Source organism: Pseudoalteromonas sp. 3D05, from assembly GCF_002723455.1.
GTDB lineage: Bacteria > Pseudomonadota > Gammaproteobacteria > Enterobacterales > Alteromonadaceae > Pseudoalteromonas.
Genome location: NZ_PDUS01000003.1, coordinates 193,908 through 209,865, shown reverse-complemented (window position 1 = coordinate 209,865; position 15,958 = coordinate 193,908). Strand labels below are relative to the sequence as shown.

15 protein-coding genes are annotated in these 15,958 nt (G+C 40.0%); 11 read left to right on the top strand and 4 right to left on the bottom strand.

All coding sequences use genetic code 11. The features are described from left to right. Nucleotides 1-79: 79 nt before the first annotated feature. The 5 genes from CSC79_RS05035 (at nt 80) to CSC79_RS05015 (ending at nt 6,212) form a co-directional block, all read left to right on the top strand. Nucleotides 80-769 carry a tRNA-uridine aminocarboxypropyltransferase gene (locus CSC79_RS05035; protein ID WP_099294696.1) on the top strand — a complete coding sequence of 230 codons (690 nt, stop codon included), beginning with the start codon at nt 80-82 and terminating at the stop codon, nt 767-769. 817 nt (nt 770-1,586) lie between these two features. Further along, nucleotides 1,587-2,591, top strand: a complete 1,005-nt coding sequence (locus CSC79_RS05030) for a Fe(3+) ABC transporter substrate-binding protein (RefSeq protein WP_099294694.1) — start codon at nt 1,587-1,589, stop codon at nt 2,589-2,591. Beyond that, nucleotides 2,591-4,222 (top strand): iron ABC transporter permease, encoded by a 1,632-nt coding sequence (locus tag CSC79_RS05025; RefSeq protein WP_099294692.1) that lies wholly within the window; start codon nt 2,591-2,593, stop codon nt 4,220-4,222. The genes CSC79_RS05030 and CSC79_RS05025 overlap by 1 nt, the downstream gene beginning before the upstream one ends. Then, the gene (locus tag CSC79_RS05020) at nt 4,223-5,266 is read left to right on the top strand and encodes an ABC transporter ATP-binding protein (RefSeq protein WP_099294690.1); all 1,044 of its coding nucleotides are present in this window, start codon (nt 4,223-4,225) and stop codon (nt 5,264-5,266) included. 46 nt (nt 5,267-5,312) lie between these two features. Beyond that, on the top strand, nt 5,313-6,212 hold the full coding sequence (locus CSC79_RS05015) for a Dyp-type peroxidase (RefSeq protein ID WP_099294688.1): 900 nt from the start codon (nt 5,313-5,315) through the stop codon (nt 6,210-6,212). Between the two features lie 22 nt (nt 6,213-6,234). On the opposite strand, the gene argR is transcribed toward CSC79_RS05015, so the two are convergent. Beyond that, complete coding sequence (argR, locus tag CSC79_RS05010; RefSeq protein WP_002957753.1) at nt 6,235-6,702, bottom strand: transcriptional regulator ArgR; 468 nt, start codon at nt 6,700-6,702, stop codon at nt 6,235-6,237. 250 nt (nt 6,703-6,952) lie between these two features. On the opposite strand from argR, the gene mdh reads away from it, so the two are divergent. After that, a complete protein-coding gene (gene mdh, locus CSC79_RS05005; protein ID WP_099294685.1) occupies nt 6,953-7,888 on the top strand; it encodes a malate dehydrogenase in 936 nt (311 codons plus the stop codon). An 88-nt stretch (nt 7,889-7,976) separates the two neighbouring features. Here mdh and ispB read toward each other — a convergent pair whose 3' ends face one another. Beyond that, nucleotides 7,977-8,948 carry an octaprenyl diphosphate synthase gene (gene ispB, locus CSC79_RS05000; RefSeq protein WP_099294683.1) on the bottom strand — a complete coding sequence of 324 codons (972 nt, stop codon included), beginning with the start codon at nt 8,946-8,948 and terminating at the stop codon, nt 7,977-7,979. 409 nt (nt 8,949-9,357) lie between these two features. Here ispB and rplU point away from each other — a divergent pair, with 409 nt between their 5' ends. The 5 genes from rplU (at nt 9,358) to CSC79_RS04975 (ending at nt 12,271) form a co-directional block, all read left to right on the top strand. Beyond that, complete coding sequence (gene rplU, locus CSC79_RS04995) at nt 9,358-9,669, top strand: 50S ribosomal protein L21 (protein WP_004587921.1); 312 nt, start codon at nt 9,358-9,360, stop codon at nt 9,667-9,669. Between the two features lie 16 nt (nt 9,670-9,685). After that, entirely contained in the window at nt 9,686-9,943 is a 258-nt protein-coding gene (rpmA, locus tag CSC79_RS04990) for a 50S ribosomal protein L27 (RefSeq protein ID WP_058561666.1), read from the top strand. Between the two features lie 154 nt (nt 9,944-10,097). Further along, entirely contained in the window at nt 10,098-11,252 is a 1,155-nt protein-coding gene (gene cgtA / locus CSC79_RS04985) for an Obg family GTPase CgtA (protein ID WP_099294680.1), read from the top strand. 70 nt (nt 11,253-11,322) lie between these two features. After that, entirely contained in the window at nt 11,323-11,814 is a 492-nt protein-coding gene (gene folA, locus CSC79_RS04980) for a type 3 dihydrofolate reductase (RefSeq protein ID WP_180270387.1), read from the top strand. 79 nt (nt 11,815-11,893) lie between these two features. Continuing rightward, a complete protein-coding gene (locus CSC79_RS04975; protein ID WP_099294676.1) occupies nt 11,894-12,271 on the top strand; it encodes a DUF3718 domain-containing protein in 378 nt (125 codons plus the stop codon). A 719-nt stretch (nt 12,272-12,990) separates the two neighbouring features. Here CSC79_RS04975 and CSC79_RS04965 read toward each other — a convergent pair. Together CSC79_RS04965 and CSC79_RS04960 are read right to left on the bottom strand one after the other, a co-directional pair. Next, complete coding sequence (locus tag CSC79_RS04965) at nt 12,991-15,006, bottom strand: methyl-accepting chemotaxis protein (protein ID WP_099294669.1); 2,016 nt, start codon at nt 15,004-15,006, stop codon at nt 12,991-12,993. A 131-nt stretch (nt 15,007-15,137) separates the two neighbouring features. Then, nucleotides 15,138-15,953 (bottom strand): symmetrical bis(5'-nucleosyl)-tetraphosphatase, encoded by an 816-nt coding sequence (locus CSC79_RS04960; RefSeq protein ID WP_099294665.1) that lies wholly within the window; start codon nt 15,951-15,953, stop codon nt 15,138-15,140. Nucleotides 15,954-15,958: the final 5 nt, after the last annotated feature.

The window sequence follows — 15,958 nt, the reverse complement described above, 5'->3', positions numbered from 1 at the left end:
CTGATAGCTGATAGCTGATATCTATTCCCGCTTTTTTTAGCTACAATATGCGCCGAACATTTTTTAGGTATTAAATCACGTGACTAACCGCTCTTCTAATTCAGTACTTGCCTTACGAGCACAGCAAATTAGTGAATCTCGACGTGAGTTCAATGCTCGCGGCGGTAAAATGGACCGCTGTGAACAATGCTTAATTGCAAAACATTACTGTATTTGTGACGGAACAGAGCAAGCACAATGTGATGCCGCAGTATGTATGCTGATGTACCATAATGAGAGCTTTAAACCTTCTAATACAGGGCGCTTAATAGCTGAAATAGTGCCTGACAACTACGCTTTTCGTTGGGACAGAACAGAACCTGATGAAAAGTTATTAACGTTATTGAACGACCCACAATATCAGCCTATAGTGATTTTCCCTGCCACTGATGTTGAAAATACCTCTCGCGTAATTACACAAGTGCAAGCGCAGCCAAATAAACGTCCTTTGTTTATCTTTTTAGATGGCACGTGGCGTGAAGCAAAAAAAATGATCCGTAAAAGTCCTTACCTTGATGACTTGCCAGTGCTGTCAATCAGCGCTGAAAAACTCTCTGATTACCGCTTGCGTGTTGCACCGCATGATCACCAGTTAGGAACAGCTGAAGTGGCAATAATGGTGTTGGCATTAGCTGGTGAGGATGACGCAGCGGCTAAACTTGAAAAACACTTTATGAAGTTCCGTGACGCGTATTTATTAGGTAAAAGAAATAAGGGGCGGCCGCAGTAAAACTTGTATCGATAATGATAAAAGGTAGGCTTTTTGAGTAGTGAATTTTAGACAAAAGAAAAGCGCGTACTATCTCTAGTCGCGCTTGCGGAATCTTCTAATTTTCTGCATCCTGCAATTGAACTTAATCAACTCCTAAACTTTACTAATCCATGTTATTGCGCTGTTACTTATTCGTTCTGCACAATTTAGGCTATCCGGGCCTATATCCAATTGTATCCATACTCCATTTTGGTAATCTCTATTACCCGTCCTTTACGCATCGTCCTGACGCTATCCTTTGACTAAACAGTTCCCTTGCGTTGCCTTTAAGGCCTGTCCATGTTTCCGCTTTTTTTACATCCTGTATAACAACTCTCCTTAGAGCCCTGTTGTTAGTCCATTTCGCATCATCATGATGCTGTCCTTTTATACCAATCCCTTGTGTTACTCTTCCTGAGTCTGTCCGTGTATCCTAGTTCTCCAACTAAACCTTTAGTAACGATCGTTGAGTAATCATTCCTTGTTGCAAACTCACCAAAGCTGCCTGCTTATCCGATGAAGTAAGTATAGAGAGTTTATGCAAACAAAATAGGCTAAAAACAACATTAAAAACCTTGTTGCTTGTATTGAAATTTATTTTAATTAATATTAATCAGTTGTTTAGGTTTTTTTTAAGTCGTAATTCGTCATCTTTATACTCAATAGCTGTCAACAACGTAAGAGATATCTCACAACCAACTTCTGTATATGCCCTCAAGCTAGATTTTAGGTGCACTTTAAGTGGGGAAAAGGTATTATTGATTGATAATAATTACTATTTGTGCGAGCACGATTTATGAAAAAAACATTAGCAGTTTTGATTGGACTTACAGTAGCAGCCCCTGCTTTGGCTGATGATGCTGTAAACATTTATTCTTTTCGTCAGCCATTTCTGATCCAACCTATTCTGGATGATTTTACTAAGCAGACGGGCATTGAAACCAATGTCGTTTTCGCTAAAAAAGGGCTTATTGAACGAGTTAAGCGCGAAGGTAAACACAGTCGAGCAGATCTAGTTTTAACGTCCAATTTTAGTGACTTAGTTCAGTTAGATGAACTTAATTTAACACAAACAATTAACAGTGAAACGGTTAATGAAAATGTGCCTGCAAAGTTTCGTGATAATGAAGGGCAGTGGATTGCATTAACAAAGCGGGTGCGAAATGTTTATTCTTCGAAAGATCGAGTGGGGCAGTTGGCTGATTTAAGTTATGAAGATTTAGCCTTACCACAATATAAAGGAAAGCTGTGTACTCGTTCAGGTAAGCACCCATACAACTTAGGCCTTGTTGCTTCTATGATCGCGCATCATGGCGAAGCGCAAACAAAGCAATGGCTTGAAGGTGTTAAAGCGAATTTAGCCCGCAAGCCCCAAGGTAATGATCGTGCACAAGTGAAAGCTGTAAAAGAAGGATTATGTGACTTAGCTTTGGGCAATAGTTATTACTTTGGCAAGATGATTCAAGATCCAGCTCAAAAAACATGGGCTGATGCTGTAAATATAAACTTCCCAAATCAAGATAATCGCGGCTCACATATTAATGTATCTGGTGTGGTAATGACCAAATACGCTAAAAATCCAGAAAATGCCTTGAAACTCATTGAGTTTATGACCGACAATAAGGCGCAAAATATGTATGCCTCGGTCAATATGGAATATCCAGTTAAACCAGGTGTGGAATTATCAAGTTTAGTGGCATCTTGGGGTAACTTTAAGGAAGACAGTTTACCACTGGATGAAATTAGCAAATATCGTCCGTTAGCGCTTAAGTTGATTGATGAGGTGAAGTTCGACCTTTAATGAGTTTAAAATTTTCACTGTCTCGATGGCAGTTATTTGCGTGGGTTATCGGTATAGTCCTGGTAACTCCGCTATGCTTTCTTTTATTTGAATCGCTGCAAGGCGATTCAGATGTTTTTAGCCACCTTTGGGATACCGTGTTGTGGGATTACGTACGCAATACTTTATTGCTGATCCTGGGTGTCTGTATTGTTAGTAGCGCAATCGCATTACCGCTTGGTTGGATCACCGCTTATTGTGATTTTCCCGGTAGAAAACAATTTGAGTGGGCGTTAATGCTGCCCCTTGCTATGCCAACCTATATAATTGCCTATGTATATACCGATTTATTTGATTATGCAGGGCCGATTCAAGTCTCGCTTCGAGATTGGTTTGGTTGGCAATCCCCAAATGATTATTGGTTCTTTGATATCCGAACGTTGCCCGGCGCGATTATTATGATTGCACTTGTGCTATACCCATATCTCTATTTAATTTTTAAAACCGCGTTGCGTGAGCAATCATTTAAGTTAGTACAAGCTAGCCAAATTATGGGGTTGTCACCGTTAAAAAGCTTTTACCGTGTCAGTATGCCGTTAGCACGAGGTGCTATCGTTGCAGGACTTGCGTTAATTAGTATGGAAACAATGGCTGACTTTGCCACTGTTAATTACTTTGCGGTGAGTACACTTACAACGGCTGTGTACGATACATGGCTTGGCTATTACTCCTTAACAGCGGCCGCTAAAATATCCGGAATTATGTTATTAATGCTATTTTTAGCGTTAATGTTAGAGCGCTTCAGTCGCCGTGAGCAAGCTGTTTATGAACGTCAATCAGGTGTTAATAGTGAAACACTGTATAGTCTAAAAGGGTTTTACGCTTGGCTAGCGACACTGTTCTGTTGTGCCGTGTTATTTTTTGCCTTTATATTACCTGTAGCTGTGCTGCTCAATTATGCTTTTGCGTATGCTGATCAAGCATGGAATGATGCGTTTTTCTTATATGCTTGGCAAAGTTTTAAAGTGGCTGCAATAGTGTGTGTTATCACTATTGTATTAAGTTTGCTGGTTGTGTTTTATCAACGCATTGCTAAACATCAATATCCACTGCTCCCAGGCCGCTTAGCCAGTACGGGCTACGCTTTACCCGGCACAGTTTTAGCTATTGCAGTGCTATTACCTTTAACACTGCTTGATGATCGTCTTAATGTTTGGCTGGAGCCATTTGGGGTTTCCCCAGGTTTACTACTAAGCGGTACTTTATTTGCGATAACCTTTGCATATGTTGTACGATTTTATGCCATAGCACATGGGGCTGTCGAAGCGAGTTTTATGCGTATTAGTCCTTCGTTAGATATGGCGAGCCAATCAATGGGAAAAAGCCAAGGACAAACGTTAAGAAAGGTGCACATTCCTCTGCTGCGCCGTGGTATTCTAACCGCTGGTTTGCTGGTATTTATCGAGTGTATGAAAGAGCTCCCAGCAGCATTGTTACTCCGACCTTTTAATTTTGAAACCCTCGCAACGCATGTGTTTCAATATGTCAGTGACGAGCAGTTAGAGCTTGCATCAATTTCAGCGCTTTCGATTGTTTTAGTGGGGCTTATCCCGCTGTATTTTGTTAATCGCTCAATGGAGCAACATAGTTAGATGAGTAGTTTAGTTTTAGAAAATTTATCGTACCAATATAACGGTACTTCAGTGATTGAACACTTAAACTTAACTGTTGCAAAGGATGAGATTGTTTGCCTGCTTGGTGCTAGTGGCTGTGGTAAAACGACCACACTAAAAGCGATTGCAGGTATTATTGAAGCGAAGCAGGGAAAGGTATTTATTGACTCAAAGTTAGTGTCGGATGAGCAATCATTTTTAGCACCAGAGCACCGCAATATTGGCATGATGTTTCAAGATTATGCGTTATTTCCGCATTTAACCGTTGCTGATAATATCGCATTTGGCTTAACGAACATGAGCAAAATGCAAAAAAAAGAACGTGTGACTGAAATGCTAGAACTAGTTCATTTAGTTGGGTGTGCAACACGTTTTCCTCACCAACTATCTGGTGGGCAGCAGCAGCGCGTAGCCATTGCTAGGGCACTCGCTTACAAGCCTAGTTTACTGTTACTCGATGAGCCATTTTCCAATATCGATACGCAGGTACGCTTCGAGTTAATCGCAGATATTCGCCGCATTATAAAGAATCAGCAAGTCTCTGCAGTATTTGTAACTCATTCAAAAGAAGAGGCGTTTGCATTTTCAGATAGCTTGGCCATCATGCATGAAGGTAAAATTGCTCAACAGGGCCCGCCAGAACAGCTTTTTAGTATGCCAAACTCAAAGGTAGTTGCGGAGTTTCTTGGTCAGGGCATATACTTAGATGCGAAAGCAATTTCAGCTACAGAGTATTCAACCTGTTATGGGCAGGTTAAATCCTTGCAAGCACATAACCATAAATCGGATGAAGGGCAATTATATATTCGCCCACATCATTTAGTTTTATCTGCTGTCTCACAATCTGATAGCCATTCAGTGACCATACTAAGTCAGCGCTTCATTGGCTCTTCAAATGTATTTAAGGTGGCATTATGTGGTCAAGAGATAGAAGTTGCTGCCGAGCTAAGCCAGCCATTTAATGTAAATGAGCAGGTAACAATAAAAATAAAACCACACACGGTAAATTTTTTCGCTGATTAGTTATTAAAGTGTAATGCTGTGTACAACCGAGAGTTAAGGAACCACCATGGCGCAAGCGCAATCAGGGATTTGTGCTGAAGCAAACTTACACGGTTTGCATTTATTTTTTAATGTATTTGATGGTCATGACGAGTCACTACGTAAAAAGCTAAAGCGTGTTAGCATTATTCAAGATGAGTTTTCAGATCAGTTTTCAGAGTCAATGCTCTCAAGCTTTGTAGCTGTAGGCGCGCAATACTGGCCCCACATACTCCCTGAGTTTATTCCTAGTCAATTACAAAGTTTCCCTAATATTACTCACAATGATCATGTTATGGCAGCGCAGCCATTTGATCTGTTTGTTCAGATTCGCTCAGACAGAGAGGATGTAAATCACTTATTTGCGTTACAGATTCTAAAGTTATTTTCACCCGATGTTGAGTTAGTTGAGCAAGTTCGTAATTTTAGATTTTTAGATGGACGTGATTTTAATGGTTTTATACTCGGTGGTGACACACCCCATGGAAGGCAAAAGCGGGCCACTGCATTAGTTGATAAAACAAATCACTTTGAAGATCAAGGAAGCTACATACATGTTCAACGATATAAGCATGATTTAACTGTTTGGCAGCATTTATCATTACATGAACAAGAGCAAATAATGGGGCGGACCCGCCTCGATAATACGCCATTGAACCCAGAGGTTCAAATTAGCCATGCTGTACGAACAGAGCTCAAAGATGAACAAGGACATCCATTATTGCTTAATCAAAGTATGCCATATGGGGATGTTTACGAGCAGGGAGTGTTAGCAATACACTGTGCTGCAAATGGAAGTGTATTTGAAAAAGTGCTGCAAAGTCGTTTGGGGCAAGGGGAATGTTATGATCACTGGCTTGATTTTACCCAAGCGGACATGGGATCCGCATTTTTTGCCCCATCGATTAATTTTTTAAAGCAGTTATAACTTAACCTAAAGTTTGGGTTAGTTATACGGTATCAAATAAGATTCGCACGCGTTCCAATGTTACGTCAATTTCAGATATTTTGGCTGGTGCTATAAAGATGGTGTCGTCACCTGCAATCGTTCCTAACACGCCATCAGCTTTACCTAATGAGTCTAATAAGCGGGCAATTAATTGCGCAGCACCTGGGCTTGTACGGATGATAATCATCATTTCATTATGCATGATATCAATGACTAATTGACGAAGTGGACTTTTTGCTGTCGGCACGCCCATCTCAGCTGGTAAGCAATAAACCATCTCTTGTTTAGCGTTACGAGTTCGTACGGCGCCAAATTTACTTAACATGCGTGACACTTTACTTTGGCTTATGTTATCAAAACCTTGGTCTTTTAATGCGTCAACAATTTCACCTTGGGACCCAAAATTTTCTTCTTTTAAAAGTGATTTAAAAGCTTTAACTAGCGCTTCTTGTTTATCTTGTGGTTGCATGTTGTTGTCTGCTTTGTTATTTGATGCTCTAAATTCTACACAAAAATGCATACTTATGCAGTAGTTGTTTTTATTACTGAATAAAAGGCATAAATAGCTGCTTGAGATTGATTTATTATCCCTTGCTCAAGTTATTTACAACTATGGTCGAAATTATATGCAAAATAAGCAGGATAAATTTGTCTTTAGGCGTTAATTTCTTTATCTTAGTGCCACAAATATTTTCTACCTTAAATTACGGAGAATTCCAATGAAAGTTGCTGTATTAGGTGCTGCAGGCGGTATCGGTCAAGCGTTGTCTTTATTACTAAAAACAGGTTTACCAGCAGGTTCTGAGTTATCACTTTATGATGTTGCCCCAGTTGTTCCTGGTGTTGCTGTTGACCTTTCTCACATCCCAACTGATGTTAAAGTAGCGGGTTTTGGTGCTGATGCGCTAGACCAAGCATTAACTGGTTGTGACATTGTACTTATTCCAGCTGGTATGCCACGTAAGCCAGGTATGGACCGTGCTGATTTATTCAACGTAAATGCTGGTATCATTAAAACATTAGCCGAAGGCATTGTTGCTAACTGCCCTAAAGCATTAGTAGGCATTATCACTAACCCAGTAAATGGTACAGTGCCAATTGTTGCTGAAGTATTCAAAAAAGCGGGTACTTACGATGCTAACCGTGTTTTCGGTATTACAACACTTGACGTAATTCGTTCAGAAGCATTCATTGCTGAGCTTAAAGGTGTTGATGTTGCTTCAGTTAAAGTACCTGTGATTGGTGGTCACTCAGGCACAACAATCCTTCCATTACTTTCTCAAGTTGAAGGTGTTACTTTCACTGATGAAGAAGTTGCGGCGCTGACTCCACGTATCCAAAATGCGGGTACTGAAGTAGTAAATGCTAAAGCGGGTGGTGGTTCAGCTACATTATCAATGGGTGCAGCAGCAGCACGTTTTTGTATGTCTTTAGTAAAAGGCCTACAAGGTGAAGACGTGGTAGATTATGCATACGTAGCTGTTGAAGATGGTGATGCAGAATACTTTGCTCACCCTGTACGTTTAGGTAAAAACGGCGTAGAAGAAATCCTTTCTTACGGTGAGCTAAGTGCGTTTGAGCAACAAGCTAAAAACGACATGTTAGACACACTGAAAAAAGACATTCAAGAAGGTGTTGATTTCATCAACGCATAATCTTGCCATTATCGCCAAGCAGTTGGCGATAATAAAAAAAAGCCTGCAATTGCAGGCTTTTTTTATGCTCGAAATCAAATCGTTAATTTTAGTGACTACGATCAACAGCAATACGGGCTAGGCTAACTAAGGCTTCTTTGTAAGGCGAATCAGCTAACACAGATAAACAAGCAATGGCTTTATCTGCTTCTTCGTCTGCTTTATTCATTGTAAACTCAAGTGCATTTGTTTCACGCAGAGCGCATAGAATTGCTTCTAAGTGATCCATTCCGTTGCTGTGCTCTATAGCGTTGCGGATTAACTGAACCTGCTCAGCATTACCCTGTTGCATTGCATAAATTAAAGGCAGGGTAGGTTTACCTTCTGCGAGATCATCCCCAATATTTTTGCCTAACTGTTCAGCATCGGCATTGTAATCAAGTACATCATCTACTAATTGAAATGCGGTGCCTAAATGCATGCCATAAAGGTTGAGTGCTTTTAGCGTGGCTTCGTCTTGTTCAGTAATAACTGCTGCAAGTCCGGTCGCTGCTTCAAATAGCTTCGCTGTTTTTGAGTAGATAACCTGCATATAGCTGTCTTCAGTCGTGTCAGGGTCATTGCAGTTCATTAACTGTAGGACTTCGCCTTCAGCAATGACATTTGTTGCATCAGCAAGTATTTGCATTACTTGCATTTTGCCAATACCAACCATGAGTTGAAAAGAACGAGTGTAGATAAAGTCACCAACAAGAACACTTGCAGCATTACCAAATTCAGCATTTGCTGTTGGTGTACCACGGCGTAAGTTAGATTCATCAACAACGTCATCATGAAGCAAGGTTGCGGTATGAATAAACTCCACAATCGTTGCCAGCGTAATATGATCACACCCTTTATAGCCAAGTGCTTTAGCGGCTAAAATAGCCAACATAGGGCGAACTCGCTTGCCACCGCTATTAACTATATATAAGCCAAGTTGATTGACTAATGCCACATCAGAGCGCATTTGTGCGTGAATAAGTTGATTGACGTCATTCATATCGTTTTCGATTAACGCCTGGATAGCTTTTATATCCATTGATCTCCGAGCCAATTTTAATGGGTATACGGTGCTGATTGTACAACAAAAAACGCGCTTGCTCGATATTTTGTGACAATTCGCTGAAAAAATAGGTTTAAAATACTAAATTTAGCCTTTATTACACAAGATAACTTAAAAGTGGTGATAATTTGCGTGGTTGTTTTTTGCTCATAAGGTGATATTTAGTTGCTGTAATTTATTTGTCATCATGTACAAAAAAGCACTTGGCATAATGCTAATTTAATATAAAATAGGTGAAAATATTGAATTGCTCTCAAAGCAGCTATTTTTTATTCATTTAATTAAAAAACGGGCTTGCTAGTTTTTGCACATTAGCGTAAACTTCGCGCCCTATTGAAGAATATTTTAGTTGCGTCGATTTGAGGGCGCACAGACGGAGTTAATTATGTACGCGGTTTTCCAAAGTGGTGGTAAACAGCACCGTGTGACTGAAGGTCAAACAATTCGTCTTGAGAAATTAGACGTTGAGACTGGTGCAGCAGTTGAATTTGATTCAGTACTTTTAGTTGCTGATGGTGAGAAAATCGAGATCGGTGTACCGTTCGTAAACGGTGGTAAAGTAACAGCTGAGGTTGTTTCACATGGTCGCGGTGAGAAAATTAAGGTTGTTAAATTTAGACGCCGTAAGCATTCTCGTAAGCAAATGGGCCATCGTCAATGGTTCACAGAAGTTAAAATCACTGGCATTAGCGCTTAATTAGAGGTACTTAGAAATGGCACATAAAAAAGCAGCTGGTAGTACTCGTAACGGTCGCGATTCAGAAAGCAAACGCCTAGGTGTTAAGCGTTTTGGTGGCGAATCAGTTCTAGCGGGTAGCATCATTGTACGTCAACGTGGAACTCGTTTTCACGCTGGCTCAAACGTAGGTATCGGTAAAGACCACACTATCTTCGCAAAAGCAGATGGTAAAGTTCAGTTTGAACAAAAAGGTCCTTTAAACCGTAAATACGTAAGCATCGTATCTGAGTAATCAGAGCCGGTTCTTAAAAAACCCCGCCTTTGCGGGGTTTTTTGTTTTAAGCTCATCAAACTATATACCCAAGTGTTTTTATGCAGAGTGTGCTCAATAGGCCACTTAGGTATATAATAGAGTTATTAACAAGCCAATCCTAAAGTGAGTAATCATGAAGTTTGTAGATGAAGTAGAAATTCGCGCAGAAGCTGGTGACGGTGGCAGCGGTATCGTGTCTTTCCGTCGTGAAAAATATGTGCCGGACGGTGGTCCTGATGGCGGCGATGGCGGTGACGGTGGCAGTGTTTATCTACAAGCAGATGAAAACTTAAATACCTTAATTGATTACCAGTTCGAGCGCTTTCATCGTGCTGAGCGTGGTACGAATGGTCAAAGCCGTAATTGTACTGGTAAAAAAGGTGAAGATCTTTATATCAAAGTGCCTGTGGGCACGCGTGTAACTGATGTTGATACACAAGAGTCGTTAGGCGACCTTACTCAAGATGGTCAGCGTTTAGTGGTTGCTAAAGGTGGTTTTCATGGCTTAGGAAACGCACGTTTTAAATCAAGTACTAACCGTGCACCGCGCCAAAAAACGTTAGGCACGCCAGGTGAAGTGCGCATGCTTAAGCTTGAGCTAATGCTATTAGCTGATGTGGGCTTGCTAGGGTTACCAAATGCAGGTAAGTCTACTTTTATCCGCAGTGTATCTGCTGCAAAGCCGAAAGTTGCTGATTACCCGTTTACAACACTTATCCCGAATTTAGGGGTAGTTAGACCTGATGCAAATAAGTCTTTTGTAATTGCTGATATACCGGGTCTAATTGAAGGTGCTTCAGACGGAGCTGGTTTAGGAATTCGATTCTTAAAACACCTTGAACGTTGCCGTGTGTTATTACACATTATTGATATTATGCCTGTCGATGGCTCGAGCCCAGTTGAGAATGCGTTTGCTATTATCAATGAGTTGCATCAGTACAGCCCGAAGCTTGCTGAAAAGCCACGTTGGTTAGTATTTAATAAGATTGATCTACTCCCAGAAGATGAAGCACACGCATTGTGTGAGCAAATTGCAGAAGAGTTGGGTGAAGAGACAAATATCTACCGTATTTCTGCAGTTAATAAGCAAAATACACAAACGCTTTGTCATGAGATCATGGCACTGCTTGATAGCATGCCAAAAGAGAAGTTTGTTCCAATCGAAGATGAAGAGGTTGAGTTTAAGTGGGATACGTACCACAAAGATGCAACCAAAAATACCGATGACGATGATTGGGAAGATTGGGATGAAGACGATTACGATGTAGAAGTTGTCTACGAGCGTTAATACATAATAAATTTTAAAAGGAGCTTACGCTCCTTTTTTCTTGGATAGTAAAAAAGCATTAGGTGGTTTTGTGAAAATTTCAATGATTGCAGCAATGGCTAATAATCGTGTTATTGGTAATGACAATAAAATGCCATGGCATTTACCTGCTGACTTACAGCACTTTAAACGTGTGACGATGAGTAAGCCGGTGATCATGGGGCGAAAAACATTCGAGTCAATTGGGCGCCCACTTCCTGGAAGGCAAAATATCATCATTAGCCGTAATGAAGCGTATAGTGCACCTGGTATTGAGGTAGTGACATCACCAGATGAGGCATTAGCATTAGTTACAAATACTGATGAGGTTATGATTATTGGTGGTGGAAATATTTACCAGCAATTTTTAGAGAAAGCGACTACACTTTATTTAACGTTTATTGAGCTGGATGTAGCTGGCGACACTCAATTTCCCGATTATGAAAAAGTAGCCAATTGGCAGGTTGTTGAAGAGCAAGTAAACGCACCCGATGATAAGAATTTACATCAGTATAAATTCGTAACTTTAGATAAAGTTGAGTAACATTATTGCGATTAATCTTATAGATTGGTACAATATTAAGCAATCGATATAGGTAAAAAGTATTACTTAAGGGTCTTTCATGGTTAAATTATCAACATTACTAGTTGTTACTGCGGTGGTTTCTGGGTCTTTTGCTTTTAGTGCACCAGCTAAAGCTAATGATCAGTTAGCTGTGTCTATTTGTGAGTATATAGCTGCAGATGATAAAAATCGCCTTCGTAGCAAGTTAAAAAGCTCTCGTGTGAAAATTCGTAACGTATACGATGCAATTCAGTGTAATGGAAACAACTTAGTACGTCATGCAATTGCGAGCAATGCAGTTGATGCTGGTGAGTACGTTGTAAAGAACCTTTCTAAAAGCTCTTTAGCAGATGGCGCGGATATAGCATGGGCTGAATCTAATGGCCATGGCGGTTCAGCGCTCATCGCAGCAATTAAAGACCGTGCTGGCTTATAATAACCTTATAGGTTACTAGTAAAAACCGCGTTTATCGCGGTTTTTTTGTGTCTATTACTTATATACTTTAATCTATTTATATAACTTTGAGTGAAATCTTTTAAGGATCTAGCCCATTGATTACATGCTGGCTAGTTAGTAGGTCATGAGTACTATTCTTTTTCTGCATCTATATTTTAATCTAACGTTACGCTAAAGTGGGATATGCATAGAGTAAGGGAAGGCTATAAATGCTTAATCGATTAAAGGGATATGCTACCAAGGGGCTGTGGCAGTCATTAGCAATTATAATTGTAATGTTTATTGCTGGGCCAGAGATAGTAATTAGTATGGAACTAATGGCCTTAGTAGAGGTAATGGGTGCTTCAAGTTTTGTGTTAATGTATTTCTCTAGGCTAAGATTAGCATGTAAAATCACGGCTAACAGACTCAGTAAGTTTGAATGCTACTCTCTCTTCTTTATTCCAAGCTTTGCGAACCTAAAGCAAATGCCTGGGCTTTTATATCACACCATTCCACACCGGCTTTGCGCCATCAGTTTTTTAACCTTAATAACAGCTATAGTGTTACTTAGCTATATTCAACTATTTTATGCTGTGTAAATTAGTTATTAAAAAGCCGCATTTGATTTCTCAAATGCGGCTTTTAACAATTTTATTTAACGAGGGTCTGTTGATCTTTGCAAATTTAACCTTGCAAGGTTAACAAACCCGAGTAAATTACACTTTAAATTCATCAACAGATAAACGTAGCTCTTCAGCTAGTTTAGCAACTTCTGAACTTGATATATTCGTTTGATTCGCACCCTCAGCGGTTTGTTCTGCAATAGCAACAATCGATTCAAGTCGCTCACTAATTTCTTGAGATACTTGTTGTTGCTCCTGTGCTGCTGTTGAAATCTCTTCACTGACATCATGGGCTTGTGCCACTGCTGCAGTAATTGAGTCTAGGGCTGTATTTGCTAAATCAGATTGCTCAACACATGACTCAGCTTGTTGCTTGCCTTTAGACATTGCAGAAACAGCAGCCTCAGCACCGCTTTGTAACGACTCAATCATAGCTTGAATCTCTTGAGTCGACTCTTGTGTCTTGCTAGCAAGAGAGCGTACCTCATCAGCTACAACGGCAAAGCCACGACCTTGCTCACCTGCACGAGCAGCCTCTATAGCAGCATTAAGTGCGAGTAAGTTGGTTTGATCAGCAATCCCACGTATAACATCAAGAATACTACCAATTGATGCACTGTCTTGGTGAAGCTTATTAATAACTTGCGAAGCATCGTCTACCTCGCGTGCAAGCTGTTCGATTGTTGCTTTGTTTTGGCTTGAAATACCTTTGACGCGGTCAGCTTCTTTATCTGCATTTTTTATTTCTTTAAGTGCTTGTTGAGCACTGCTGCTTACAGTTTGAGATGTACTACTCATTTCGGTAGTTGCAGTTGCAGCCTGTTCAACCTGCGCTTGTTGATTACGAATTGCTTGGCTAGATTCGCCAGTAATCGCTGATGTTTCTTCTGAAGCTGCTGCAAGCTGAGTTGAACGCGAAATAATACCTCTGATCAAGCTTCTCAAGCTGTCAATAAGCGTGTTACAGCTGCGAGATAGTTCACCAAACTCATCCTGTGCTGAATCGTCAAGGCGTTGCGTCATATCGCCGCTCGCTACAATATCAAGTACACGGTTAACTTCCGCCAATGGTTTGGTGATTCGGCTAACCGTAATATACGCAACAATGATAGCAAGTAGGGTGGCGCTTATCATACCTACCCATGTCCATAAATTTGCTGAGGTTACATCACTACTAACGCCTTTTTGCAATTCAAAAGCAACGTTACTCGCTTGACTCACTAATTCATTAAGTTGTTTAAGCGCCTTCGTTGTTGCTGTTTCAGCATCTGCCAGCTCCGATTTAGTCAGTGCTATTGTATCAATTAAGCGTTTTTTGTTAGCCGATAAGCTGTTATTACCTTTTACATTATCTTTAATTGATACAAAGTAATTATTTAAATCATCAAACAGGTCTGGGTCATTTGCTTCAACCGCAGGCTTTAGTAGGTTAATACTTCTTTCGATTTCTTCAAGGAAGTAGATTTGTTCATTTTTTACTATATCAAGCGTATTTTGTGTTTTTACCGTGAGCATATCCGTGCTGGTTGTTACTAAAGATAAAAAGTTGTTCTCAAGCATATTTGCAGCTTGATATGCACGAGAGTCACTTTCTTCAAGGCCATCAATATCAATGATATCTAGCACAACAGAGTTGGCATCCTCAGCCGCTAGTTCAATAGTTTCCAACTGCATTTTCAGCTCTTTATTAAGCCTTAGTTCAGATGCTTTATCGTTTAATAAGCTCTCGACTGATGCGATAAACCCATTGTAGGTTAACTCTACATCACGACTGCTTTGACTTAGTTGAGCATTGTTAGCAACCACTTGCTTGAGTTGAGACTGAGAACGATCGAATCGTACTTTACGCTCTTGTAGCGATTTTTTTATTGGTTCCAACTCTGCGGTAGATGTAGTGTAAAAACTAGCCTGTGCAGCCTTACTCATAAGGATGAACTCAACCTGGAGCTCTGAGCTTTCTTCTAAAGCAGGCAAAGATAACTGGTTGACCTGTTGCGCAGAGTTATTAATGTTTGCAATTCTGAACAGAGAGTTCCCACCAATTAAGAGAAGCAATAAGGTGATACAGATAAATCCACCCCAGATGCGTTGGCTAACAGTTAAGTTCATATGAATTTCCATAAAAGAGTAATGATTAGACTTTATCGGCTTAATTGCAGATAAGTTAAGTAATTAAATTTAATTACTTTTAACATTTATTATACTAAATCTAACAGAGAATGGCTTTTTTTTCAGTTAATTTAGATGAATTGATTAGAATTAACACTAAAGGATTGTTTATTTTTAAGTTCCATTAGTGTCATTTCCCCACCCCAGACACAGCCTGTGTCTAGTGCATGTAAATTTGGTAAGGGGGTTTTCCCTTCAAGTGCGGCCCAATGACCAAAAACAATATCACAATTCAATGATTGAAAACGTGGATGAGAAAACCAGGGGACTATTGTGTTTTTGTCATCAATTGCGCCTTTGGATTTTAATTCTAACTGCCCATCTAGGGTTAAAAAGCGCATTCGTGTAAAGTAGTTAACAATAAAACGAAACCGTTCAATGTCTGTTAGTTGTTTACTCATGTGTGGCGGGTGTTGTGCGTACATCCCCATTAAAAAAGAGTTTACTTCATCGCTTTGGTAGCATTGTGTGGCGAACTGAGCATGTTTAAGTGCTTTAGATATTGACCAGTCGGGGTTTAAACCAGCATGAGAAATGAACGTTTTGTATTTTTTTAACCATAGCGCGAGTGGTTGCTGGCGTAAAAAATGAATATAGTGAGAAAGTTTCGGTGAGCTAAAAACAGCATCTAGGTTATCTTTAGGGTTAATAGGCAAGCCTAATAAGTAACATGCAATCATATGTAAATCATGATTACCTAATGTAATTGTCACGCTGTTTTGGTTTTTGTAAAGATACTCTAGGCAGGCAAGGGATTTTGGGCCCCTTGCTACAACATCGCCGACCAAGTATAGATGATCTTTAGCTGGGTTAAAGTTTACCAACGTTAACAAAGCTTGAAATTCATCATAGCAGCCTTGTAGATCGCCTATAGCATAGTCAGCCATATAGC

Excerpts from the sequence above, each read along its gene's own strand:
- CSC79_RS05030 (WP_099294694.1), top strand. The coding sequence starts at position 1,587 with ATGAAAAAAACATTAGCAGTTTTGATTGGACTTACAGTAGCAGCCCCT.
- CSC79_RS05025 (WP_099294692.1), top strand. The coding sequence starts at position 2,591 with ATGAGTTTAAAATTTTCACTGTCTCGATGGCAGTTATTTGCGTGGGTT.
- CSC79_RS05020 (WP_099294690.1), top strand. The coding sequence starts at position 4,223 with ATGAGTAGTTTAGTTTTAGAAAATTTATCGTACCAATATAACGGTACT.
- CSC79_RS05015 (WP_099294688.1), top strand. The coding sequence starts at position 5,313 with ATGGCGCAAGCGCAATCAGGGATTTGTGCTGAAGCAAACTTACACGGT.
- argR (WP_002957753.1), bottom strand. The coding sequence starts at position 6,702 with ATGCAACCACAAGATAAACAAGAAGCGCTAGTTAAAGCTTTTAAATCA.
- mdh (WP_099294685.1), top strand. The coding sequence starts at position 6,953 with ATGAAAGTTGCTGTATTAGGTGCTGCAGGCGGTATCGGTCAAGCGTTG.
- ispB (WP_099294683.1), bottom strand. The coding sequence starts at position 8,948 with ATGGATATAAAAGCTATCCAGGCGTTAATCGAAAACGATATGAATGAC.
- rplU (WP_004587921.1), top strand. The coding sequence starts at position 9,358 with ATGTACGCGGTTTTCCAAAGTGGTGGTAAACAGCACCGTGTGACTGAA.
- rpmA (WP_058561666.1), top strand. The coding sequence starts at position 9,686 with ATGGCACATAAAAAAGCAGCTGGTAGTACTCGTAACGGTCGCGATTCA.
- cgtA (WP_099294680.1), top strand. The coding sequence starts at position 10,098 with ATGAAGTTTGTAGATGAAGTAGAAATTCGCGCAGAAGCTGGTGACGGT.
- CSC79_RS04975 (WP_099294676.1), top strand. The coding sequence starts at position 11,894 with ATGGTTAAATTATCAACATTACTAGTTGTTACTGCGGTGGTTTCTGGG.
- CSC79_RS04965 (WP_099294669.1), bottom strand. The coding sequence starts at position 15,006 with ATGAACTTAACTGTTAGCCAACGCATCTGGGGTGGATTTATCTGTATC.
- CSC79_RS04960 (WP_099294665.1), bottom strand. The coding sequence starts at position 15,953 with ATGGCTGACTATGCTATAGGCGATCTACAAGGCTGCTATGATGAATTT.